Origin of the sequence: Leucobacter albus (genome assembly GCF_039528015.1) — a bacterium.
In the GTDB taxonomy this organism is placed as follows: Bacteria; Actinomycetota; Actinomycetes; order Actinomycetales; family Microbacteriaceae; genus Leucobacter; species Leucobacter albus.
The window spans coordinates 36,709-58,589 of the sequence record NZ_BAAAKZ010000007.1; the positions used below are offsets into that span (position 1 = coordinate 36,709).

22 protein-coding genes are annotated in these 21,881 nt (G+C 68.3%); 6 read left to right on the plus strand and 16 right to left on the minus strand.

Features of this window, described 5'->3' with window-relative positions:
* Positions 1 to 31: 31 nt before the first annotated feature.
* The 3 genes from ABD115_RS08810 to ABD115_RS08820 all read left to right on the plus strand — a co-directional run bounded on the left by ABD115_RS08810 (position 32) and on the right by ABD115_RS08820 (position 3,410).
* On the plus strand, positions 32 to 793 hold the full coding sequence (locus tag ABD115_RS08810) for a sulfite exporter TauE/SafE family protein (protein ID WP_343960335.1): 762 nt from the start codon (positions 32 to 34) through the stop codon (positions 791 to 793).
* A 119-nt stretch (positions 794 to 912) separates the two neighbouring features.
* Positions 913 to 2,154 carry a hypothetical protein gene (locus ABD115_RS08815; RefSeq protein ID WP_343960336.1) on the plus strand — a complete coding sequence of 414 codons (1,242 nt, stop codon included), beginning with the start codon at positions 913 to 915 and terminating at the stop codon, positions 2,152 to 2,154.
* A gap of 260 nt (positions 2,155 to 2,414) precedes the next feature.
* The gene (locus ABD115_RS08820; protein WP_343960337.1) at positions 2,415 to 3,410 is read left to right on the plus strand and encodes a cation diffusion facilitator family transporter; all 996 of its coding nucleotides are present in this window, start codon (positions 2,415 to 2,417) and stop codon (positions 3,408 to 3,410) included.
* A 48-nt stretch (positions 3,411 to 3,458) separates the two neighbouring features.
* Here ABD115_RS08820 and ABD115_RS08825 read toward each other — a convergent pair whose 3' ends face one another.
* From ABD115_RS08825 to ABD115_RS08860, 8 genes are all read right to left on the minus strand, one after another.
* Complete coding sequence (locus ABD115_RS08825; protein ID WP_343960338.1) at positions 3,459 to 4,475, minus strand: MBL fold metallo-hydrolase; 1,017 nt, start codon at positions 4,473 to 4,475, stop codon at positions 3,459 to 3,461.
* A gap of 83 nt (positions 4,476 to 4,558) precedes the next feature.
* Positions 4,559 to 6,334, minus strand: a complete 1,776-nt coding sequence (locus tag ABD115_RS08830) for a cytochrome b/b6 domain-containing protein (protein WP_343960339.1) — start codon at positions 6,332 to 6,334, stop codon at positions 4,559 to 4,561.
* A gap of 5 nt (positions 6,335 to 6,339) precedes the next feature.
* A complete protein-coding gene (locus ABD115_RS08835) occupies positions 6,340 to 7,308 on the minus strand; it encodes an electron transfer flavoprotein subunit alpha/FixB family protein (RefSeq protein ID WP_343960340.1) in 969 nt (322 codons plus the stop codon).
* 17 nt (positions 7,309 to 7,325) lie between these two features.
* Positions 7,326 to 8,102 carry an electron transfer flavoprotein subunit beta/FixA family protein gene (locus tag ABD115_RS08840; protein WP_343960341.1) on the minus strand — a complete coding sequence of 259 codons (777 nt, stop codon included), beginning with the start codon at positions 8,100 to 8,102 and terminating at the stop codon, positions 7,326 to 7,328.
* Between the two features lie 183 nt (positions 8,103 to 8,285).
* Positions 8,286 to 9,467, minus strand: coding sequence for a bifunctional 2-methylcitrate synthase/citrate synthase (locus ABD115_RS08845; RefSeq protein WP_343960342.1), 1,182 nt, complete (start codon positions 9,465 to 9,467; stop codon positions 8,286 to 8,288).
* 40 nt (positions 9,468 to 9,507) lie between these two features.
* Positions 9,508 to 10,419, minus strand: a complete 912-nt coding sequence (gene prpB / locus ABD115_RS08850) for a methylisocitrate lyase (RefSeq protein WP_343960343.1) — start codon at positions 10,417 to 10,419, stop codon at positions 9,508 to 9,510.
* Entirely contained in the window at positions 10,419 to 11,942 is a 1,524-nt protein-coding gene (locus ABD115_RS08855; protein WP_343960344.1) for an MmgE/PrpD family protein, read from the minus strand. Before ABD115_RS08855 ends, prpB begins: the two co-directional genes overlap by 1 nt.
* Positions 11,939 to 12,658, minus strand: a complete 720-nt coding sequence (locus ABD115_RS08860) for a GntR family transcriptional regulator (RefSeq protein ID WP_343960345.1) — start codon at positions 12,656 to 12,658, stop codon at positions 11,939 to 11,941. Before ABD115_RS08860 ends, ABD115_RS08855 begins: the two co-directional genes overlap by 4 nt.
* Positions 12,659 to 12,885: 227 nt before the next feature.
* On the opposite strand from ABD115_RS08860, the gene ABD115_RS08865 reads away from it, so the two are divergent.
* Positions 12,886 to 13,140 carry a type II toxin-antitoxin system Phd/YefM family antitoxin gene (locus ABD115_RS08865; protein ID WP_343960346.1) on the plus strand — a complete coding sequence of 85 codons (255 nt, stop codon included), beginning with the start codon at positions 12,886 to 12,888 and terminating at the stop codon, positions 13,138 to 13,140.
* Positions 13,137 to 13,541 (plus strand): type II toxin-antitoxin system VapC family toxin, encoded by a 405-nt coding sequence (locus ABD115_RS08870; protein WP_343960348.1) that lies wholly within the window; start codon positions 13,137 to 13,139, stop codon positions 13,539 to 13,541. The genes ABD115_RS08865 and ABD115_RS08870 overlap by 4 nt, the downstream gene beginning before the upstream one ends.
* Before the next feature lie 25 nt (positions 13,542 to 13,566).
* Here ABD115_RS08870 and ABD115_RS08875 read toward each other — a convergent pair whose 3' ends face one another.
* From ABD115_RS08875 to ABD115_RS08910, 8 genes are all read right to left on the minus strand, one after another.
* The gene (locus ABD115_RS08875; RefSeq protein WP_343960349.1) at positions 13,567 to 14,499 is read right to left on the minus strand and encodes an ABC transporter substrate-binding protein; all 933 of its coding nucleotides are present in this window, start codon (positions 14,497 to 14,499) and stop codon (positions 13,567 to 13,569) included.
* Positions 14,500 to 14,512: 13 nt separating this feature from the next.
* Positions 14,513 to 15,208 (minus strand): ABC transporter permease, encoded by a 696-nt coding sequence (locus tag ABD115_RS08880; RefSeq protein ID WP_343960350.1) that lies wholly within the window; start codon positions 15,206 to 15,208, stop codon positions 14,513 to 14,515.
* The gene (locus ABD115_RS08885; RefSeq protein WP_343960351.1) at positions 15,205 to 15,843 is read right to left on the minus strand and encodes an ABC transporter permease; all 639 of its coding nucleotides are present in this window, start codon (positions 15,841 to 15,843) and stop codon (positions 15,205 to 15,207) included. The genes ABD115_RS08880 and ABD115_RS08885 overlap by 4 nt, the downstream gene beginning before the upstream one ends.
* Complete coding sequence (locus ABD115_RS08890) at positions 15,840 to 16,682, minus strand: ABC transporter ATP-binding protein (RefSeq protein WP_343960352.1); 843 nt, start codon at positions 16,680 to 16,682, stop codon at positions 15,840 to 15,842. Before ABD115_RS08890 ends, ABD115_RS08885 begins: the two co-directional genes overlap by 4 nt.
* A gap of 105 nt (positions 16,683 to 16,787) precedes the next feature.
* A complete protein-coding gene (locus tag ABD115_RS08895; protein WP_343960353.1) occupies positions 16,788 to 17,549 on the minus strand; it encodes an SDR family NAD(P)-dependent oxidoreductase in 762 nt (253 codons plus the stop codon).
* 151 nt (positions 17,550 to 17,700) lie between these two features.
* The gene (locus ABD115_RS08900) at positions 17,701 to 19,110 is read right to left on the minus strand and encodes a dihydrolipoamide acetyltransferase family protein (protein ID WP_343960354.1); all 1,410 of its coding nucleotides are present in this window, start codon (positions 19,108 to 19,110) and stop codon (positions 17,701 to 17,703) included.
* A gap of 57 nt (positions 19,111 to 19,167) precedes the next feature.
* A complete protein-coding gene (locus ABD115_RS08905) occupies positions 19,168 to 20,166 on the minus strand; it encodes an alpha-ketoacid dehydrogenase subunit beta (protein ID WP_343960355.1) in 999 nt (332 codons plus the stop codon).
* Entirely contained in the window at positions 20,163 to 21,347 is a 1,185-nt protein-coding gene (locus ABD115_RS08910) for a thiamine pyrophosphate-dependent enzyme (RefSeq protein WP_343960356.1), read from the minus strand. Before ABD115_RS08910 ends, ABD115_RS08905 begins: the two co-directional genes overlap by 4 nt.
* A gap of 94 nt (positions 21,348 to 21,441) precedes the next feature.
* Here ABD115_RS08910 and ABD115_RS08915 point away from each other — a divergent pair, with 94 nt between their 5' ends.
* Positions 21,442 to 21,852 (plus strand): phage holin family protein, encoded by a 411-nt coding sequence (locus tag ABD115_RS08915; protein ID WP_343960357.1) that lies wholly within the window; start codon positions 21,442 to 21,444, stop codon positions 21,850 to 21,852.
* The last annotated feature ends 29 nt before the right edge of the window (positions 21,853 to 21,881 follow it).

The following is a 21,881-nucleotide window of genomic DNA, read 5'->3' on the forward strand; positions in this document are numbered from 1 at the left end:
CCGATGCCAGCGCTATACGTAAGATGAGGCAATGACCCTTGCGCCCCTCGACTTTTCGCCGCTCGCGTGGGTGCTGCTCGGGTTGGCGGCCGCGCTCGTCGGCATTTCGAAGACGGCCCTGCCCGGCATCAACACGATCTCGATTGCGATTTTCGCCGCGCTCCTCCCGGCGAAAGCCTCGACCGGGGCGCTCCTGCTGCTCCTCATCGTCGGCGACGTGTTCGCGCTCATCAGCTATCGCCGCGAGGCCGACTGGCGGGCGCTCGTGCGGCTCGTGCCGTTCGCGGCGATCGGCCTCGCCCTCGGCGCGGCGTTTCTCGCGTTCGCCGAAGACAACTGGGTCAGGCGGCTCATCGGCACGATTCTGCTCTGCCTCATCGCCGTGACGCTGTGGCAGCGATTTCGCGGGCGCGGGAGCGCCCCCGCCTCGAGCCGCGCGGCCGTCGCCGGGCGCGCTGGCTTCGGTGCGCTTGGCGGCTTCACCACCATGGTGGCGAACGCCGGCGGCCCGGTGATGTCAATGTACTTCCTGTCGGCACGGCTCCCGGTGAAGACATTCCTCGGCACCGCCGCGTGGTTCTTCGCCGTGATCAATCTCGTGAAGCTTCCCATCTCGATCGGTCTGGGGTTGTTCACCCCCGCTACGCTGCAACTCGACCTGTTGCTCATTCCGTGCGTCGTTGTCGGCGCGTTCATCGGGCGCTGGATCGCCGCGCGCATTCGCCAGCAGGCCTTCGAGTGGGCCGTGATCGCTGGCACCGCGCTCGGCGCACTCTATCTGCTGCTGCGCTGACAGGGTGCGGTCGCTGCCGCCCTAGACCACCCGGTGGGCTGCCTCCGACGACGCCGCTACGCGCGCGCGCGCCAAACACCAGCGACTACACTGCCGGTAGCGAACGATTGGCAGCCACCATGAAACCACTCCGCATAGCCACGTTTATTCTGGGCGCAATCACTCTGATCGCGTTTGTCGGCCCGTTCTTTGCCACCGGAGGGGGCGAACTCAGTGGCGTGCTTGAGTTCTACATCGGGTGGGTCATCGTCGGGCCAACTGCCGGTGTGCTGACGATTTGCCTCGGCGGCCTAGTGTCGCTCGTGGCGGTGCACAGCCCCGAAGCGACGCGCACGAAGCGCTGGGGCGTCGCCGCCGTGTGGGTAGCGCTGTTCGCGCTCGCCCTGTTGTGGGCCGTGCGCGCCCAGCACGGTGGTCTTGGTGGCACCGCGCTCAGCAACATTCCCGCGGTACTTGCCGTATCCTCCGGGATCGCGCTGATAGCTGTCGTGACCACTGCGTTCGCCGCGACGGTTCGCGATGCGCCAGCGCGGCGGCGCGCAACCCGCTGGGTCACATTTGGTGCGCTCACTACGGTGACGCTCGTCGCCGGGCTTTTTCTCCTGACCAAGCAGGCCCTGCTCGCGGAGTACGGCCGCGCGGCCGAGGCAGCGATGCACCAGGAGACGACCCTGCAAGAACGCGAGCGCAAGGCGACTATTAAGCTCGCTACAGCGTGCATCTCGTTGCCGACCGCACAGCGCCGCATCGACGAGACTGCGTTCTACGAGCGCACGCAGCCTCCCGTGCTGCCCGAGAAGCTCGCCGAATCGCTCCGCACCAAAGCGGCGGAGGCTGCCGCGGGCATTGCCACGTTCGACCCCGCAGTGTGCGAGGAGGCCGCAACCCAGGTAGAGGCCGCGATCGTCGCTAACGGGGGCAGCCTCGATGAGTTCGAATTAGACTCGTCCTTCTTGGCGGCGCGCATTGACCAGTTCCTCCCACCAGACGAGCTGCCGCTGCCTCAGACGCCCTCGTTCTGGGCGATCTCGGCACAGGACGTTGCTGAGGCGAAGGAGCGCCGCGCTGCCGCATTCTCCTCGTTTCTCGCTGTGCGCGACATAGCCGCCCCGATCGCCGACGAGGCGTGGGCCACAGTCTCGCTGCCGTTCCACCTCATCACGGGTGAAATGCGTGACGCCATGGCAGACTCCGCCGCCGCCGTCATAGCCGAAACCGGAGCTGACGGCACCCCTGAGGCGAAAGCGCTGCTCGAGTTGACGGAGCGCAGCTCTCGCATCGGGGCCACCAGCTTCGAGATCAACGAGCAATTCTCGAGCTACCTGCGCTCGGCGAGCGCGATGCTCGAGGCCGCCGGCTAGCTGCGCCCTGCTGCGAGGCTGGCTGGGCCAGGCCCGGCCGCTGCGCCAAGGCCCGACGCTGCGCCAGGCCCGGCCCCTGCGCTTCCCAGGGAGATCTGCACCCGATAGGTCGGGTCGGTGCGGCGAGGGGCTTGGCTGTGCAGATTGCCCCGTTTTCTGCAGCAGCACGCCTGCAGCGGCACGCCTGCAGCGACGCTTCTGCAGCGGCACCCCGGAGATACACCCCCACCCCACCCCGCGGGCGGGTAGCATGGCGAAGCATGGACGATGCAAACTGCGAGCCCGAGTTCAGCGCAGGCCACCCAGCGCCCCCGGCAAGCGCCCACGAAGGCGGCGCCGGGCATTCGCACGGGCTCGAGGGCGCGACGACCGCAACGGGCAAGCACCGCAAGCGCCTGATTCTCGTGCTCGTGATCACGCTCAGCGTGTTTCTCGTGCAGGTCGTTGGCGCGCTGATCTCGAAGTCGCTGTCGCTACTCGCTGACTCGGGCCACATGCTCACCGACGCGACCGGCGTCGCGATCGCGCTGCTCGCGAGCATCATCGCGACGCTGCCCGCAAACTCGAAGCGCACCTACGGGTACCTGCGCGTCGAGGTGCTCGCGGCACTGGCAAACGGCATCGTGCTCGGGGTGATCGCCGTCGTTATCTTCGTGCAGGCGATCTCGCGCTTTGGCTCTGAGGTCGAGGTGCAGTCGACCCCGATGCTCATCGCCGCGGTCATCGGCGCGACGGCGAACCTCGTGTCGCTGCTCATTCTGCGCTCGGGCCAACAAGAGAGTCTGAACGTGCGCGGCGCCTACCTCGAGGTGCTCGGCGACCTGCTCGGCTCACTCGCCGTGATCGTCGCCGGCATCATCATCGCCCTGACCGGCTGGATGATGGTCGACCAGATCGCCTCGATCGCGATCGCGCTGCTCATCGCCCCGCGCGCCTACAGCCTGCTGCGCGACGTCGTCACCGTGCTACTCGAGGCCGCACCCAAGGGCTTCGACGTCGACGCCGCGCGCGAGCACATGCTCGCCGTGCCTGGCGTCGTCGAGGTGCACGATGTGCACGCCTGGACGATCACCTCTGGCGTGCCCGCGTTCTCCGCGCACGTCACCATCAGCGACGATTCGTGGAGCGAGCGCGGCTATCACGACGTGCTCGACGAGCTGAAGGCCTGCCTGATGGAGCACTTCCACCTCGAACACTCCACGCTGCAGCTCGAGCCAGAAAGCCACCTCATCACCGGGCTCCCGATGCACGACTAGCGCGGTTCGCGGCGCACTGCTGAGGCTGCCAAAGCTGCGCCCCGCGCCCTACCGCAGCCCGTGCGCCGTCGCGAGCACGCGTGCCCGGTGCATGTCGGTTTGCGCGAGCGCCGAGACGCGCGACACGATCGGCAGAGCGCCCCAGCCGCCCGTCCAGGTCAGCCCGCTCGCGAGCTCCCACACGGTGAGATCGGGGGTCGCGGCGAGCAGTGCGGCGGCCTGCTCGGTGCGGGCCTCGTGGTGGGCGCGAATCTCGGCGCAGCGGCTGCCGAGGCTCGCGAATCTGAAGCCGTGGCCCGGCAGCGCCTCGTCGGTGGCGTGCGGCGCGAGGCGATCGAGCGAGGCGTAGTACTCGCCAAGCGGATCGGCGGCGCGCCTGCCCCCGAGCGCGATGCCCGGGTTAATCACTGGCAGCACGTGGTCTCCGGTGAACACCGCTGCCTCGCCATCGAGCGCGAGGCAGACGTGCCCGGTGGTGTGGCCGGGGGTGTGGATCACCCGGGCCCGGTGCTCCCCGAGGTCGATCAGGTCGCCATCTGCGAGCTCGTCGTCGACGATCACCGCCGAGCCGAAATCGGCCCGGCTGGTTGCCACCTCGTACAGCTCGGCGCGCACGCCCTCTGGCACGCCCCACTCGGCGAGCTGATCGCCGACGTCGAGCCCGGCCGAGAACTGCAGCCCGGCGCGGATCGCGGCCGCCTCGTCGACGTGCATGCGCACGCGGGCGCCGGCGGCCTCGCGAATGCGATTGGCGAGCCCGGTGTGGTCGAAATGCAGGTGCGTGATCGTCACCGTCGCGATGTCCTCAACCCGGCGGCCCAGCCCGGCGAGCGCGCTCGCGAGCAGCTCCCAGTTTTCGTCGGTGTCGAGACCCGCGTCGATGAGGTGCACGGCGCGCGATCCGCCCCCCGCGATGAACGCGTAGCTGAAGGCGTAGGGCGGCTGCATGCCCGGCATATTCAGCGCGATCGCATAGACGCCCGGGCGCACCTCCTCGACCGCCGGTAATTCGCCTGCCCGCAGCGCTGCCCACTGGCTGTCGCTCGTTGGTCGTACGGGGTCCACTGCCGCACCTCCCGGTGTCGTGTGATGCTTGGGTGTGCCGCCCGCCGCGACCGATACAGGGTCGCGGCGGGCGGCACGCGTTGCTAGCGGTTACTGACCTTACCGAACAGGCTCGCGATGGGGGCGATGAGCATGGGCCGCGTGAGCACCCACACGATCGCGATCGCCCCGAGCCCGGCCACGAACATCCAGAAGCCGAACCAGCCGGCTCCGTCGTTGCCAGCGTACATGTGGTTCAGGTTGCGCAGCGCGCCCGTGGTCATCACGAGGAACACGTGAATGATCACGAAGAACACGAAGAACAGCATCGTCGGGAAGTGCAGCGCACGGGCGAGCTGGGCGGGAAAGACCCTGTCGAGCTTCTCGTTGTTCTTCGGCCACCACTCGCTCATGCGCACGCCCGTGAGCGCCGCGACCGGGGCCGCGATGAACACGATGATGAAGTACATGAGCTGCTGCAGCGCGTTGTAGTTCACCCAGCCGTTCTCAACCGGCCAGTCGAGCGTGAGGTACTGCAGCATCGCCGATGCGGCGTTCGGGAACACTTCCCAGCTCGTCGGAACGATTCTCGCCCAGTGCCCGGTCACAAACAGGAGCACGACGAAGATGATGCCGTTTGCGAGCCAGAGCAGGTCGATGCTCGTGTGCAGCCAGAGGTGCAGGGAGACCTTCTTGCCACCCTTCTTCGGGGTGTAGAACGCATCGGGTTTCTGCTGGTGGCGCACCGTCAGGCCCGTGCGCACGATGAGCACCATGAAGAACAGGTTGAGGTAGTGCGTCCACCGCGCCCACGCCGGGAAGCCCTCGTCGGCGACGACGGCCGGGTGGTACTCGCCCGGGTAGCGCTCGACAAACTCGGGCACGCCGGGCAGGGTCGTGAGCCCGCGGGCAGCGAGCACGATGACGCCGGCGAGCACGATGAGGCCCGCGACGCCGAGCGAGCCGAGCTTCACCCACTGCGAGAGCGAGCGCGAGCCGATCATCTTCGGTTCGCGCTTGGGCTTTGTCGGTGCTGGTTTCGGCGCGGGTACGGTCGTCGCCGCGGCTGCTGCGGGTCTTGCGGCGGCGGGTGCCGCGGCCGATGCTGCTGCGGGTGCAGCGGCGGGCGCTGCCGCCGCGGTGGCCGCCCCGGTAGCGTCCGTGGCAACAGTGGGCGCAGCGGCAGCGGCGGGCGCGGTGCTTGGCGCGGCCGCGCGCTCGGGCGCGAAGCCCTCTGCGGGCCACGGGTCGCCCCCGGCGACGCGAGGGAGCCCCCGTCGCAGCGGCGTCGTGCCGAACACGAGTGGCGCGTCGACGGCCGGTGCTGCGGCCTGCGCCGATGCGGGTGCGGCAGCCGCGGCCGCGGCGCCTGCAGCAGCTGCGCTGGCGGCCTCAGCGGCAGCCGGGCCGGCACCAGCGGTGCTCCCGGCAGCAGCGGCGCCCCCGGCCGCGGCGGCAGCGGCAGCGGCCGGCGCGATCGTGCCAGCGGGCGCGAACCCCTCGGGCGGCCAGGGGTCGCCGCCGGCCGTGCGCGGCAGACCGCGACGCAGCGGAACGGTGCTGAGCCCCGCGGGCGCAGCGCCCGCGGCGGCACCAGCGGCACCGGCAGCACCGGCTGCGGCACCAGCGGCACCGGCAGCTGCACCAGGAGTCGACGCCCCGGGATCCACCGCGATAACCGGCGCGGCCTGCGACGCCGCAGGCGCTGCCTCGGCGGCGGGCGCGGCGGCGGGCGCGGCGGCCTCAGCGGGCGCAGCGGGAGCGGCAACGGGAACGTGAGCGGTCGCGGGCGCGCCTGCCGGCGTTCCCTCGGGCGGCCACGGCTCGCCGCCAGGCACGCGCGGCAGCCCGCTCCTAATCGTTTGCGCGTAGCTCGCCATGACGGCTACTTCCTTGCTTCGAGGGCCGCGAGCAGCTGCGGCACGACCGTGAACACGTCGCCGACGACACCGAAATCGGCGACGTCGAAGATCGGCGCGTCGCCGTCTTTGTTGATCGCGACAATGTTCTTCGCGGTCTGCATGCCGGCGCGGTGCTGAATCGCGCCCGAGATGCCGAGCGCGATGTAGAGCTGCGGCGACACCGAGACGCCCGTCTGCCCGACCTGGTACGAGGCGGGCACGTAGCCGGCGTCGACCGCCGCACGCGAGGCTCCGATGGCGGCACCGAGCGCGTCGGCGAGCTGCTCGACGAGCGCGAACTGCTCCTTGGAGCCGAGCCCGCGGCCACCCGAGACGACGCGGGCGGCGCCGCGCAGCTCGGGTCGCGACGACACCTCGGTGACGGCCTCGAACGAGTCGATGCGCCCGGCCGGTGCGCCCGAATCAGCGACGGCGAGCGGCTCACCCGTCGCCGACTGCGCCGCGGCGCGAGCGTCGACCGCGCCCTGGCGAATCGTCACGACCGGAGCGCCGAACGTCGGCGCAGAGGTCACGTTGTATGCGCCGCCGTAGACGGAGTGCTGGGCGACGACGCCGAGGTCGTCGCGGGCGACACCGATCGCGTCGACGGCGAGCGCCGAGCGGGTGCGAGCCGCGTAACGCGCGGCGGTGTCGCGGCCGTTCGGCGAGTTTGAGATGAGGATCGCGTCGGGCTGCACGAGCTCAGCCGCTGCCTGCAGCGCGTCGACGGCGAAAGTACCGAGCACGGTGTCGTCTGCGGGCGGCGCGACGAGCACGCGCGCGGCGCCCAGCGCGGCTGCATCAGCGGCGAGCGCCTCGGGCCCGAGCACGAGGGCCACGGGTGTGCCGGCAAGCGAGGCTGCCCCAAGCAGGCCAGCGGCGGCGTCTTCGAGCGCGCCAGAGGCCTGGGGTTCGAGAACGACGAGGATGGAATCCTGTGCAAATTCAGTCATGATCTGTTCCCTTCGCCCTATACCAGCCGGTTTTCGATGAGGTAATTCGCGAGCTGCGTGCCCGCGTCTCCCTCGTCAACGATCTTCACGCCGGCCTCGCGGGCCGGCTTCTCTGCGACCGTCACCATGATCGAGCGCGCGGCAGCGGGGTCGGCCGCGTCGACGCCGAGGTCGGCGAGCGAAACCACCTCGAGCGGCTTCTTCTTCGCCGCCATGATGCCCTTGAAGTTTGCGAAGCGGGCCTCGGGCAGCGCCTCGGTGATGGAGATGACGGCGGGCAGGTCTGCCGAGACCTGCTGCACGCCGCCGTCGACCGGGCGCACGCCCGACACACCCGTGTCGGTGATCGTCACCTCGCTGAGGCCGGTGAGACCCGGCACCCGCAGGTGCTCCGCGAGCATCGCGGGGATGGCGCCGCCTGAGCCATCGGTCGACGAGTTGCCTGCGATGACGAGGTCGAAGCCCGCACGGGTGATTGCCTTCGCGAGCACCTCGGCGGTGAGGCCGAGGTCGGCGCCGAGCATCGCATCGTCGACGACGTGCACCGCCGAGTGCGCGCCCATGCCGAGCGCCTTGCGGATCGATCCGCTCGCCCCCTCGGGGGCGACGGTGAGCACGACGACCTCGGTGCCGTCGTGCGCGTCGGCGTGGGCGAGGGCGGCCTCGAGCGCGCGCTCGCCGATCTCGTCGAGCACCGTGTCTGAGGCTCCCCTGTCTGCGATTCCCGTCTCAAGGTTCAGCTTGCGATCCCCGTACGTATCGGGAACCTCCTTGACCAGCACGACAATCTTCATCGATTCTCCTTACCTCGACCCTGCGGCCCGAGTCTCTTTCGGGCCGCAGCGCCGCCCCGCGCCCGATGGGGCGCATATTTTCCTCGTAAACGCATCATACGTTAGTGAATGCCTCAAAGTGGAAATTGTTGCGCGACCCACCGGAATCGGCACCCCGTCAGCCGGTCTGGCTGACGATTTCGACTACGCCTGCTCCTCGGGGCGCTCCGCTGCGGCGAGCGCCCCCGCATCGGGAACGTAGCCCTCGATGTGGCGCTCGTCGACGCCGTTGTAGGCGGAAAGTGGGCGGATCAGCGCGTTTGCGGCCGTCTGCTCCATGATGTGCGCCGTCCACCCCGTAACGCGCGATGCGATGAACAGCGGCGTGAAGGTGAGCGTGTCGAACCCGATGAGGTTGTAGGCGGGGCCAGACGGGTAGTCGAGGTTCGGGTAGATCCCCTTACGCGACACGAACTCGCTCTCTAGCGCGTCGTAGAGTTCCGCGACGTCGGGTCGGTCGTAGTGCTCGACGAGCGTATCGAGCGCCGCCTTCATTGTCGGCACGCGCGAGTCGCCGCGCTTGTAGACGCGGTGCCCGAAGCCCATGATCTTGCGCTTCTCGGCGAGCGCGGTGTCGAGCCAGGGCACGACGTTTGCTGCCGTGCCGATGTCGTTGAAGATGTGCAGCACTGCCTCGTTGGCGCCGCCGTGCAGCGGGCCCTTGAGAGCACCAATCGCCCCGACGACAGCCGAGTACAGGTCAGACAGCGTCGAGGTGATCACGCGCGCCGTGAACGTCGAGGCGTTGAACGAGTGCTCCGCGTACAATGTCATCGACCGGTTGAACGCCTCGACAACCACCGGGTCCGACTCCTCGCCGAAGGTCATCCACAGGAAGTTCGCCGAGTAGTCGAGGTCGTCGCGCGGCTCGATGAGATCCTCGCCGCGGCGACGCCGCTGGCCGTAGGCCACGATCGCGGGCAGCGCAGCGTACAGGCGCACGCTCCGCGCCAGGTTCTCCTCGGGGGTGCCGGCCGCGTCGAGCACCGATCCACCACCGTTGACGTCTGACGCGCCGATGACGCTCACCGCCGTGCGCACCTCGTCCATCGGATGCGCGGTGAGCGGCAGCAGGTCGATTGCCGCCTTCACGTTCGCGGCGAGGGCACGGTGCTTGCGCTCCTCGGCGCGGAGCTCGGCGAGCTGCTCGGCAGTCGGCAGCTCGCCGTTCCACAGGAGGTACGCGACAGCTTCAAAGGGCTGCGTCGCGGCAAGCTCCTGCACCGGGTAGCCCCGGTACAGCAGGCTGTTGGTGTCGGGGTTGACCTTGGAGATCGCCGTGTTGTCTGCGACAACGCCCGCGAGGCCCTTGTGAATTTCAGTCACGATAGCTCCTTCGCTACTTATTTGTGTGAGGTGAGCGGGGTTACCGCGCAACCTCGAAGTTGAACACGCTCGTGTCGAAGTGGTTGTAGCCCTCGTAATCGACGAGCTCGTACAGGTCGGCACGGTGCTGCATCTCATCAAGCTTTGAGGTGAGCGTACCCTGCTCGATGATGGTGTCGAGCGCGCGGCCCGTCGCCCCCATCGAGATGCGCAGCATCGAGACCGGCCAGATGACGATGTTCATGCCAACGTCGGCGAGCTGCTTGGCGGTGAACAGCTCGCTCTTACCGAACTCGGTCATGTTCGCGAGCAGCGGCACGTCGACCGCGCTGCGGATCGCCTCGAACTCTTCGAGCGTACGCATCGCTTCGGGGAAGATCGCGTCGGCGCCGGCGTCAACGAGCGCCTTCGCGCGATCTTTCGCGAGGTCGAGCCCGTGGGGGCCGTCTGCCGTTGCGCGAATATCGGTGCGGGCCATGATGAGGAAGTTCTCATCGCGACGCGCGTCGCGGGCCGCGCGGATGCGCTTGGTCGCGGTCGCCTCGTCAACGACGGCCTTGCCGTCGAGGTGGCCGCAGCGCTTCGGGTTGATCTGATCCTCGATGTGGGCGCCGGCCAGGCCAGCGTCTTCGAGCTCCTGGATCGTGCGGGCGACGTTCATCGGTTCGCCGAAGCCGGTGTCGGCGTCGATGATCGCGGGCAGGTCGGTCATGCGAGCGATCTGCTTGCCGCGGCCGGCGACCTCGGTGAGGGTGGTGAGGCCGATGTCGGGCAGTCCGAGGTCTGCCGCGAGCACGGCGCCCGAGATGTAGACGCCTTCGAAGCCCTTCTGCTCGATCATGCGGGCAGACAGCGGGTTGAACGCGCCGGGGAAGCGCAGCAGCTCACCCGTGGCGAGCCGCTCGCGGAACAGCCGACGCTTGTCGGCCGGTGTGGTCTTCGAATACAGCATTAGAAGAGTCCCTTCGGGGCTGAGGCGAGGTCGATGACGCCGGCCTTCGCAACGATGTTCAGCTCACGCACCTCGTCGGCCGAGAGCTCGGGCAGGCGCTGCACGAGGTCGAGGAAGCGCTCGATCTCGGCTGGCTCGAGCACGGGCTCTGCGAGCAGGCGGAACTTCGCGATGTAGTTGTCGCGCGCGAACGGCCGCGCCCCGAGCGGGTGCGCGTCGGCGACGGCGATCTCGTCGACGATCTTCGTGCCGTCGGTGAGCTCGATCTCGACGCGGCCGCCGAACGCCTTCTCGTCGGGGTCTTCCGAGTGGTAGCGGCGGGTCCACTCAGCGTCCTCTGCCGTGGTGATCTTGTTCCACAGCTCGACGGTGTCGGCCCGGCCGGCGCGCTCCGGGGTGTAGGAGTCGACGTGGTGCCACCCGCCGTCTTGCAGCGCGACCGCGAAGATGTACGGGATCGAGTGGTCGAGTGTTTCACGTGAAGCATTCGGGTCGTACTTCTGCGGGTCGTTCGCGCCCGAGCCGATCACGTAGTGCGTGTGGTGGCTCGTGTGCAGCACGACGCTCTTCACGTTCGCGACATCGAGCAGCTCGGGGTGCTCGCCGTGAAGCTTGCGGGCGAGATCGATCCACGCCTGCGCCTGGTACTCGGCGGAGTGCTCCTTCGTGTAGCTGTCGAGGATCGCGCGCTTTGCCTCCCCCTTCGCGGGCAGCGGCACCTGGTACTTCGCGTCGGGCCCGTCGAGCATCCACGCGATCACGCCGTCTTCGCCTTCGTAGATCGGGCTCGGCGAGGTCTGGCCGCGCATCGCGCGATCCACAGCCTCGACCGCCATCTTGCCGGCGAACGCGGGCGCGTGCGCCTTCCAGGTCGAGATCTCGCCCTTGCGCGACTGGCGCGTCGCGGTCGTGGTGTGCAGCCCCTGGCCGACGGCCTGGTAGATGGTCTCGGTGTCGAGCCCGAGCAGCGTGCCGATGCCGGCGGCTGCCGACGGGCCGATGTGCGCGACGTGGTCGATCTTGTGCTTGTGCAGGCAGATCGCGCGCACGAGATCCATCTGAATCTCGTAGCCGGTGGCGATCGCGCGAACGAGCGCGCGGCCATCCTTGCCGACGTGCTGCGCGACCGCGAGGATCGGCGGGATGTTATCGCCGGGGTGCGAGTACTCGGCAGCGAGGAAGGTGTCGTGGTAGTCGAGCTCGCGCACGGCAACGCCGTTCGTCCACGCAGCCCACTCGGGGCTCGTGCGCTCTGCGTTCAGGCCGAAGATCGAGGCACCCTTGCCGCCGGTCGAGACGGGGTGAGTGAGCGCCTGCGCGCGCGATGCGACGATCGGGCCGCGCGTGAGCGATGCCGCGGCGACCGACGCGTTGTCGATGATGCGGTTGATGATCATGTCGAGCACGTCTGCGTCGACCTCGACGGGGTCGGTCGCGACCTCCGCGATCTTCCAGGCGAGCTGCTCTTCGCGCGGGAGCGTCTCTTCGCTCTTGTACACGCGAACATTGTGAATGACGGTCATGGTGTTCCTTCCGACGTCGGTTCGTTGCTGAGTAAATCTGTGGGGAGCGCGGGGGCGACAACCGGCACGGCGCCGGTCGTCGGGGCCTGCGCGAGCGAGGTGAGGATCGCGGTGAGCGCGTTGTGCAGGTGCACGTGCGTGGCGTGGGCTGCGAGCTCGCCGTCGCCGGCCGCGATCGCCTCGGCGATGAGCCGGTGCTCGGCGACCGACGCGTGCAGCCTGCCGCGGTTGTCACGGGCGAGGCGCCTGGCGCGCGCGAGGTGGGTGCGGATCGTGCGCAGCGAGTTCGTGAAGTACTGGTTGTTCACGGCCGCATCGAGCGCCTCATCGAAGCGGGCGATGAGCTCGTAGTACGAGTCGGCCGCCACCTCCCCGCTCTCGGGGTGGGCCGCAGCGAACGCGTTCGCGAGCTCCGTGAACACCGCCGGGTCGCCCTTGAGGGCTGCGAGCCGCGCCGCGTTCTCCTCGAGCGCCCGACGCACCTCGAACAGTGCACGAATGTCGCCGGCCTCAAAGTCTGACACGACGGTCACGCGCGGCGACAGCTGGGCCGCGAGCCCGTTCGAGATGAGCCTGCCGATCGCCTCGCGCGCCGGCGTGCGGCTCACGCCGAGGCGCGCTGCCTGCTCGACCTCGCCGAGCACCGCTCCCGGGGCGAGATCGCCGCGCTGAATCTCGTCAAGCAGCGTGGCGTATGCCCTGTCGCTTGCTCTCACGATCCACCTCCGGTCTCGGGCGCTTCACCGCCGCCCAAGCCCAGTGTATACACTATGCGAGCAAAAAGCGAGGTTTCTCGCTTTCTTGCGCGCTCTGTGCATACATTCAGCCCCCAGGCCCAGCTTCTTCAGCCACTCCCCTGCGATCTTCGCCGCCGGGCTGGGGCGGACACCTCGGCGATAACGAGGGCTTCAACATGTGCTACGCCACGTGCTACACTCGGTTCATGGCCACCATCACGCACCGCGAGCTCCGCAATAACTCCGCAGACGTCCTGCGCCGTGTCGCGGCCGGAGAGGCGATGGAGGTAACCAACCGCGGCGTCGTCGTCGCACACCTCTCCCCTGTTGCAACTCAGCCGCTGCCGTTTCCGATATCGCGGGCTGCGCGGCGACGCGGCGGCTGGTCGGAGCTCCCGAAGGTCACGCTCGATCGGTCCGTGAGCGAGATCATCGACGACGAGCGCGAGGATCGCCGGTGACGGCTGCGGCGGTGCCTGCGCCGGTGGTCTATCTCGACACCTCGGCGGCGGTGAAACTCATCAGCGACGAGCAGGAGACGGACGGACTGCGCAGCTACCTGGACGAAGGTCGGGCCGTGGTCTCCAGCGATCTCCTGGAGACCGAGTTGCGCCGGATCGGCGTGCGCCACGGAATCGATCAGGTGCTGATCACCGCCGTTCTCGACGGCGTGACCATGATCCCGCTGACGCGGGAACAGTTTCGCGAGGCGGGACTGTTCCCGCAGGCGGGCTTGCGCAGTCTCGACGCGCTGCATCTCGCCGGCGCGCTCGGCATCGAGGCCTCCGCGATCCTGACCTACGACATCAGGCTCGGCGAAGCTGCCCGCGCACACGGATTGGCGGTCATCGCACCGGAGTGAGCGATGACCGCGGGTGGCGTGGAGATCAGCCCGCCAGGCCCTGCTCCTTCAGCCACTGCCCTGCGATCTTCGCGGCAGGGGCTTCGTCGTTCACTGACTGCGCGCCGAGCTGCTGCAGATCTTCTGCGGTGAGCGCGGCGGAGACCCTGTTGATGATCTCGGCGGCCTCGTCGGTCACGCGGTCGGACACAACAGGCACGACGTGTGAGGCGAGAAAGAGGCCCTTCGGGTCCTTCAGCACCACGAGATCACCCTCGGCGAACACCGGGTCTGCCGAGTACAGATCCACAAGCTGCACCTGGCCGTCGCGCAGCGCCTTCACCGTGAGCGGCCCACCCGAATCCTCGATCGGCGTGAACGAGACGTCAACGCCGTAGGCCTCCTTGAGCCCCACGGGCCCGTACGGCCGCGTCTCGAGTTCGGAGTTTCCGCCAAGCAGGAGCCCGTCGACGCCCGCGAGGTCGCCGATTTCAGTCAAGTTATGCTGCTTCGCGAACTCGCTCGTGACGACGTAGGAATCTTGGTCGGAAGCCTCCGACTGGTCGAGCACGCGGAGCCCCTCGGGGAGAGCTTCTGCGAGCGCCGCGTAGACGTCGTCGCTCGTTGTCGCGGTGGTGTCGGCGTCGAAGTACTGCAGCAGGTTGCCCGTGTATTCGGGGAACACGTCGATCTTGCCGGCCTCGAGCTCGGGCATGTAGACCTCGCGTTGTCCGATCTGCAGCTGCCGGTCGACGGTGAAGCCGCCGGCCTCAAGCGCCTGTGCGTAGAGCTCCGCGACGATCTCGTTCGAATAGTACGCCTGCGAGCCGACGACGATAGTTTCGCTCGCGCCCTCTGTCGATCCGCCCCCGTCGTCGAGCGGGTCCGCCGAACCGCAGGCGGTGAGCAGCGTCACCCCCGCGAGCGCCAGCGCGGCGAGCGCCCCGATCCTCCGTGGTGTGCGTGATGGTGTGTGCATCTTCGTCTCCCAGTTAGGTTGTTGCGGTTGTGGTTGGTTGTGCCGCCGCGCGGGGCGTCAGCCTGGTGGTCACGGCTCGCTGAATCGCGGCGAGCGCGATCTCGAGCGCCAGCGCGAGCAGGATCACGAGGATCGCGGCCCCCAGCATCTGGCCATAGTCGCGGGTCTTCAGGCCGGCGAAGAGGTAGCGGCCGAGGCCGAGGTTCGCGGTGTAGGCGGCAAGGGTTGCGGTGGCGACGACCTGCAACACCGCCGCGCGGATCCCGCCGACGATAACGGGCAGCGCGAGCGGCACCTCGACCTGCCAGATCACCTGAGCCTGGCGCATCCCGATCGCCCGCGCGGCCTCCGCCGTCTCCCGCGGCACCGCCTGCACGCCCGAGTAGGCGCCGGCGAGCAGCGACGGGATCGCGAGCACGACAAGCGCGACGAGCGGGGCGCCAAGGCCGATCCCGAACCACAGCGCGCAGATTGTCAGCACGCCGAGCGTCGGCAGTGCGCGGGCGGCACCGGTGAATGCGCCGATCGCCCCGACCCCGCGCCTGGTGTGCCCGATGAGCACGCCGGCAGGGAGCGCGATGACCGCCGCGATTGCGACGGCGAGGCCAGACACCCAAAGGTGCTCGCCAATGCGCGCGGGGATGCCGCTCGCCCCGCCCCAATTCGCGGGGTCGGTGAGCCAGGTGAGCGCGTCGGCGAACAGGTTCACGCGGCCGCCCTTCGCCACGGCGTCAGCAGCCGGCCAAGCAACAAAAGGAGGCCGTCGAGCGCCAGCGCGAGCACGATCGTCGCGATGACGCCCGTGGCGACCTCGCCGAAGATGCCGCGCTGGAAGCCGTCGGTGAGCAGCGTCCCGAGGCTCGAGACCCCGATGAGCGCCCCGACAGTGACGAGGCTGATTGTCGAAACGGCGACAACGCGAATTCCTGCGAGCATGACCGGCAACGCGAGCGGCAGATCGACGCGCCAGAACAGCGCGAGCTTCGAAAAACCCATCGCGATCGACGAGTCGCGCACACCCGCATCGACCGAGGCGAACCCGTCGGCGGCGCTGCGCACGAGCAGTGCGACGCCGTACAGCGTGAGCGCGATCACCATGTTCGCGTCGGAGCGCAGCGGCACTCCCGCAATCGCGGGAATGATGATGAGCATCGGCAGCGCCGGGATAGCGTAGAGCAGCGTCGAGACGCTCGTGAGCGCTCCCCCGAGCCGGCCGTGGCGAAACGAGAGCCTGCCGATCGGGATCGCGATGAGCACGGAGAGCGCGATCGCGGGGAGGCTCAGCCGCAGGTGCGCCCAGGCGAGGTCGATCACCTGGGGCCAGTTCTGCGTGAGCCAGTTCACTGCTCGAGCACCCCGAGCGGCCTGCCTGAGCCGTCGAACACGATCCGCTGCCCGTCAACGTCGCGCGTGGTGAGCAGCCGCGCCTCCGCCTCGCCGCCGGCGCTTCCCGCGTGCGCGGCATCGATGCCGATGAAGTGCCGCACGAAGTCATCGGCGGGGTGCGCGAGAATTTCCTCGGGTGTGCCGCACTGCGCGACCTCGCCGCCCGTGCGCAGCACAACGACCTCGTCGCCAAGCCGAAACGCCTCGTCGATGTCGTGCGTGACGAACAAGATCGTCTTGCCGAGCTCGCGCTGCAGCCTGAGGAGCTCTTCTTGGAGCTCGCGGCGAACGATCGGGTCGACCGCGCCAAACGGCTCGTCCATGAGCAGAATGTTCGGGTCTGGTGCGAGCGCGCGGGCCACACCGACGCGCTGCTGCTGCCCGCCAGAGAGCTGGGCGGGGTAACGCCCGGAAAGCGCGGGGTCGAGGCCGACGCGCTCGAGCATCTCAAGCGCCAGGGCGCGGGCACGCGGCTTCGGGGTGCCGTTCAAGACCGCGACGGTCGCAACGTTATCGAGCACGGTGCGGTGCGGCAGCAGGCCGCCCTGCTGCAGCACGTACCCGATCGAGCGACGGAGCCCCACCGGGTCGACCTGGGCGACGTCTTGGTCGTCGATCCACACCCGCCCGCTCGTCGGGTCGACCATGCGGTTGACCATACGCAGCAGCGTGGTTTTACCGCTGCCAGACGACCCGACGAAGACGGTCGTGTGATGCGAGGGAATCGTCAGTGAGAACTCAGCGACGGCGCGGGCGCCACCAGCGTAGGTCTTCGTGACTGCGTCGAATCGAATCACTCGTTACCATCTCCACTGGATTGTCGGGCGCGTACGCACCCCGGCTGGAACTGTGCCCCAACCTAGCATCCGCCCCCGACAAACAGAGATGAATCTGGGTGAACGCTACTTGGGCCCCATGCGCAGGGCGCCGTCCATGCGAATGGTCTCGCCGTTGAGGTAGTCGTGCTCGGCGATCATCGTGACGAGCTGCGCGAACTCGTCGGGCCTGGCAAGGCGTGCCGGGAACGGCACGGACGCCGACAGCGAGGCGTTGACCTCTTCGCCGAGTGCCTCGAGCAGCGGGGTCGCGACGATACCCGGAGCGATCGTGTTCACGCGAATACCATTGCGCGCGAGATCGCGAGCGGCCGTGATGCCCATGCCGACGACCGCGCCCTTCGATGCCGCGTAGGCGATCTGCCCAATCTGACCCTCGTAGGCGGCGACCGAGGCGGTGTTCACGACGAGGCCGCGCTGGCCCGACTCGTCGACCGGCTCCTGCTCGGCCATGATCTCCGCCGCGAGGCGCAGCACATTGAAGGTTCCCGTGACGTTGATGTTCAGCGTGCGCTGGAAGGTCTCGAGATCGTGCACACCCTTGCCCGAGAGCACGCGCTTCGCAGGCGCGATGCCAGCGCAGTTCACGACGAGGCGAATCGGCGGCTCCCCAGCGCTCAGCTTGAGGGCCGCTGCGACCTCGTCCTCGCTCGTGACATCGGCCGCGACGTATCGGATACCAGCGCCGGGCTCCCCCGCCTTCTCGATCGACATCGCAAGATCGAGGCCGACCACATTCACGCCGCGGCTCGCAAGCAGCGTCGCGGTTGCCGCGCCAAGACCCGATGCCGCGCCGGTGACGACCGCTGTTGTTCCTTCAAGCTGCATGATTGATCCTCATCTCTCGGCCCGTTGACCGTCGGGGTCAGCGCCTCGCCGTCCTTGGGAGGCGCGCCAGTGTGAATGCACGTCACCGCCAGCCTATGGGCATCGCCACCCCGGCTGCCACGTTTCCCGGGGTGTTGCGCGCCCAGGTTGCTCAGTCGAGCAGCAGCGCTGGCTCCTCGAGCACCGAGGCGACGTCGGCCACGAAGCGCGAGATCACGTCGCCGTCGACGACGCGGTGGTCGAACGATCCACCGACCGTCGTCACCATGCGCGGGCGCACCTGGCCGTCGACGACCCACGGCTTCTCCTTGATCGTGCCCATCGCCATGATCGCGACCTCGCCAGGGTTCAAGATCGGGGTGCCAAAATCCATGCCGAACACGCCGATGTTTGTCAGCGTGATCGTGCCCCGCTGCATCTCCTCGGGCTTCGTGCGCCCCTCGCGCGCGGTGAGAGTGAGCTGCTCGATCGCCTGCGCGAGCTCGCGCAGGCTGAGCTCCTGCGCCTCCTTGATGTTCGGCACGACGAGCCCGCGCGGGGTCGCCGCCGCGATGCCGAGGTTCACGAAGTGGTGCCGAATGATCTCAGTTTCGGTGAACGTCGAGTTGATCTCGGGGTTGCGGCGAATCGCCCACAGCATCGCCTTCGCGAAAATTAGCAGCGGCGAGACCTTGATGCCGGCGAAGTCGGTCGAGGTCTTCAGCCGTTTCACGAACTCCATGGTGCGCGTCGCGTCGACGTCGACAAAAACGCCAACGTGCGGCGCCTCAAACGCGCTTGTCACCATCGCCTTCGCGATCTGCTTGCGCATCCCCTTCAGCGGGATCCGCTCCTCGCGCACCGCGGGCGCCTCGGGCGTCGTGATGTTGCGAAATAGGCTCGCCTGCGAGCCGTGCCGCACGACGTCGTCGCGCAGCACTTCGCCGCCAATTCCGGTGCCGGTGACCTCGGCGAGATTCACCCCCAGGTCTTTCGCGAGTTTGCGGATCGGCGGCTTCGCAATCACCGGGCTCGCAGCCGCCACAGGAATAACGGGGGCCGACAGCAGCGGTTCCCCGCCCGAGCGCCGGCGCGAGCGCACCGTGCCGGCGGCGCCGTAGCCGACGAGCACGGCGCCGCCGGCGTCGGCTGATTCGGTCGGCTCGGGCGCCCCTGGAGTCCCGGCCGCAGCGGCGGTGGTCGGCGCGGCATCGCTCGGCGCCAAGGTGCTCGGATCCACGGTGTTTGGCGCGGCGTCGCTCGGCGCTGCGTTGCTTGGCTGTGTGGGGGCGGCAGCCGGCTCGGAGCTTGCGGGCTCCTGCGGTTCGGAGTCCGCATCGCCGGCCGCGCGCACCCGCATGATCGGCGAGCCGACCGGCACCGTGTCGCCCACCTCGGCGAGCAGCTCGGTGACGACGCCCGTGAACGGCGAGGGCAGCTCGACGAGTGATTTCGCCGTCTCGATCTCGCAAATGACCTGGTTGAGCTCGACCGTGTCTCCCGGCGCGACCTGCCAGGTGACGATCTCGGCCTCGGTCAACCCCTCGCCGACATCGGGGAGTGGGAACGTCATATCGCTCATCGAAGGCTCCTTAGGGTTGCTTCGTTCAAGTGTAAGTTTGGTGCGCCGCTGGGCAGCTTAGTAGTGCATCGTGCGGTCGACGGCCTCGAGAATGCGGTCTGCGTCGGGCAGGAACATGCCCTCGAGGCGCGCGGGCGGGAACGGCACGTCGTAGCCAGACACCCGAAGCACGGGGGCCTGCAGCGAGTAGAAGGCGTGCTCGGCGACGTGCGCCGCGAGCTCGCTGCCAAGCGAAACGTTGCCAGATGCCTCCTGCGCGACGACCAGCCGGCCGGTCTTGCGCACGGATTCGAGCAGCGGCGCGTAGTCGACGGGCGAGACGCTCCTGAGGTCGACGACCTCGACGCTCGTGCCCTCCTGCTGGGCGACCTCGGCGGCCTGCAGCGCGGTGGTGACCATCGCACCGAACGCGACGATCGTGCAGTCGGTGCCGGTGCGAGCGACGCGGCTCTCGTGAAGCGCGGCCTCGGGCGCCGTCGGGTCGACCTCGCCCTTGGCCCAGTATTTCGCCTTCGGCTCGAAGAACAGCACCGGGTCTTGCGACTGGATCGCCTGCTGAATCATCCAGTAGGCATCGTTCGGCGTCGACGGCGCCACGACCCGGAGGCCCGGCGTGTGGGCGAAGTACGCCTCGGGGCTCTCCTGGTGGTGTTCGATCGCGCCGACGTTGCCGCCGTAGGGCACGCGAATCACGATCGGCATCGGCATCTTGCCGTCGTGCCGGTTTGTGATCTTTGCGAGCTGGGTGACGATCTGATTGAAGGCCGGGAAGATGAATCCGTCGAACTGAATCTCGACGACCGGGCGGTAGCCGCGCATCGCGAGCCCGATCGCGTTGCCGACGATGCCGGCCTCAGCGAGCGGGGTGTCGAGCACGCGGGCGGTGCCGAAGTCTGCCTGCAGCTTGTCGGTGACGCGGAAGACGCCGCCGAGCGGGCCGATATCTTCGCCCATCAGCAACACTTTGTCGTCGGCAGCCATCGCCGTGCGCATGCCCTCATTGATGGCGCGGGCCATCGGCAGCACCGTGCGCTCTGTGAGTGTTTTCACGCTCATACCGTCTCCCCCTCGGCTTCAAACGACGATTCGTAGCGTTCGAGCCACACGCGCTGCTCCTCGATACGCGGGTGCGTCTCGGAATAGACGTTTGCGAACATCGAGTCGGCGTCGGGCGGTGGCATTTTGAGAATCTCGTCGCGCACCTGCTTCGCCTTGCGATCGGCTACGGCCGCGACCTCCTCGAAGAAGGCATCGTCGACGCCCTGCCCTCGGAGGTACGTTTCCAACCGAGCGATCGGGTCGCGCTCGCGCCACGCCTCGAGCTCAACCGTCTCGCGGTAGCGGGTGGGGTCGTCGCTCGTGGTGTGCGCGCCGATGCGGTAGGTCAGCGCTTCGATGTAGCCGGGGCCGGCGCCCTCACGCGCGAGTCGCATGAACCTGCGCCCGACGGCGTAGGCTGCGAGCGGATCGTTGCCGTCGATCTGCACGGCGCGAATGCCGAACCCGAGCGCGCGACGGTACAGCGGCGTGCGGCTCTGGCGCTCGACCGGCACCGAGATCGCCCAGCCGTTGTTCTGCACGACAAACACCGCAGGCGTCTGGTAACTCGCAGCGAAGATCATCGACTCGTTGGCGTCGCCCTGACTCGAGGTGCCGTCGCCGTAGAACACCATCGTGGCCTCACCCGTGGCGATGCCCTGCTCGCCAGCGTCGAGGGTGTCGGACGCCGCGCGCGCCTTCGCGTCGAGCAGCTGCCCGAGGGCGTAGCCGCTCGCGTGCTGCGTCTGCGCCGCGAGCACGAGCGTGTAGAGGTGGAAGTTGCCGTTCGCCGGGTCGGTGACGTCCCAGCCGCCGTGCGTGAAGCCGCGGAACAGCTTGAGCATCTCCGTGAAGTTCACGCCGCGCACCTTCGCGACGGTGTGCTCGCGGTAGGCGGGGAAGATGTGATCCTGCGGCTCGGTTGCGTGGGCGAGGCCAACCTGGCAGCCCTCCTGGCCGATGCTCGGTACCCAGAGCGCGAGTTGCCCCTGGCGCTGCAGATGGGTGGACTCGGTATCGAACGCGCGGGTCTCAACCATGTCGCGATACCACTGCTGAAACTCTTCGATACCAACGCCATCGAGCTCCGCTGCATAGTCTGCAGCGGAGCTCGACGGTGAGTACCGACCTTCGGCGTCAAGGAAGCGAATCGGCTCTGGATCCACCATGTTAACGGCGAGCTGTGGGGTCTGGCTCATAGTGTTCAAGCTTAGTGAGAGGACATATTCCGAAGCGGATATATCGGGCGCCCGCTAGTAGCTCACGCACAGCGTTCGGTGCAAGAATTGGGGCATGCGTTCAATCATGCGAGTTCTCGTCAGCACCTTCGCGCTGTGGCTCACAACGCTCATCGTCGGCGGGTCGGGCCCGCGCGGGTTCTGGGTCGAGCCAATCAACGACGACCCGTACTCGCCGCTCATCACCATGCTGCTGGTCGCACTCGTATTCGGGCTCGTGAACGGCACGCTCGGCAAGATCGTGCGCATCGTGTCGATTCCGCTGTACATTCTGACGCTCGGCCTGTTCGGGCTCATCGTGAACGGCATTCTCATCTCGGTCATCGCGTGGCTGTCGGGCCTCGCAGGCTTCGGCCTGCACGTCGACGGGTTCTGGTGGGGCGTGCTCGGCGCGATCGTCATGTCGGTGCTCGCGAGCATCATGAACGGGCTGCTCGGCACCAATCGCAAGAAGAAGCGCGGCTAGGGTCGCCGGGGGCGGCGGGGCCTCGGCCT

Bases quoted from the DNA above. Each gene is read 5' to 3' on its own strand.
- ABD115_RS08810 (WP_343960335.1), top strand. From the start codon at position 32: ATGACCCTTGCGCCCCTCGACTTTTCGCCGCTCGCGTGGGTGCTGCTC.
- ABD115_RS08815 (WP_343960336.1), top strand. From the start codon at position 913: ATGAAACCACTCCGCATAGCCACGTTTATTCTGGGCGCAATCACTCTG.
- ABD115_RS08820 (WP_343960337.1), top strand. From the start codon at position 2,415: ATGGACGATGCAAACTGCGAGCCCGAGTTCAGCGCAGGCCACCCAGCG.
- ABD115_RS08830 (WP_343960339.1), bottom strand. From the start codon at position 6,334: ATGGCGAGCTACGCGCAAACGATTAGGAGCGGGCTGCCGCGCGTGCCT.
- ABD115_RS08835 (WP_343960340.1), bottom strand. From the start codon at position 7,308: ATGACTGAATTTGCACAGGATTCCATCCTCGTCGTTCTCGAACCCCAG.
- ABD115_RS08840 (WP_343960341.1), bottom strand. From the start codon at position 8,102: ATGAAGATTGTCGTGCTGGTCAAGGAGGTTCCCGATACGTACGGGGAT.
- prpB (WP_343960343.1), bottom strand. From the start codon at position 10,419: ATGCTGTATTCGAAGACCACACCGGCCGACAAGCGTCGGCTGTTCCGC.
- ABD115_RS08855 (WP_343960344.1), bottom strand. From the start codon at position 11,942: ATGACCGTCATTCACAATGTTCGCGTGTACAAGAGCGAAGAGACGCTC.
- ABD115_RS08865 (WP_343960346.1), top strand. From the start codon at position 12,886: ATGGCCACCATCACGCACCGCGAGCTCCGCAATAACTCCGCAGACGTC.
- ABD115_RS08875 (WP_343960349.1), bottom strand. From the start codon at position 14,499: ATGCACACACCATCACGCACACCACGGAGGATCGGGGCGCTCGCCGCG.
- ABD115_RS08895 (WP_343960353.1), bottom strand. From the start codon at position 17,549: ATGCAGCTTGAAGGAACAACAGCGGTCGTCACCGGCGCGGCATCGGGT.
- ABD115_RS08900 (WP_343960354.1), bottom strand. From the start codon at position 19,110: ATGAGCGATATGACGTTCCCACTCCCCGATGTCGGCGAGGGGTTGACC.
- ABD115_RS08905 (WP_343960355.1), bottom strand. From the start codon at position 20,166: ATGAGCGTGAAAACACTCACAGAGCGCACGGTGCTGCCGATGGCCCGC.
- ABD115_RS08910 (WP_343960356.1), bottom strand. From the start codon at position 21,347: ATGAGCCAGACCCCACAGCTCGCCGTTAACATGGTGGATCCAGAGCCG.
- ABD115_RS08915 (WP_343960357.1), top strand. From the start codon at position 21,442: ATGCGTTCAATCATGCGAGTTCTCGTCAGCACCTTCGCGCTGTGGCTC.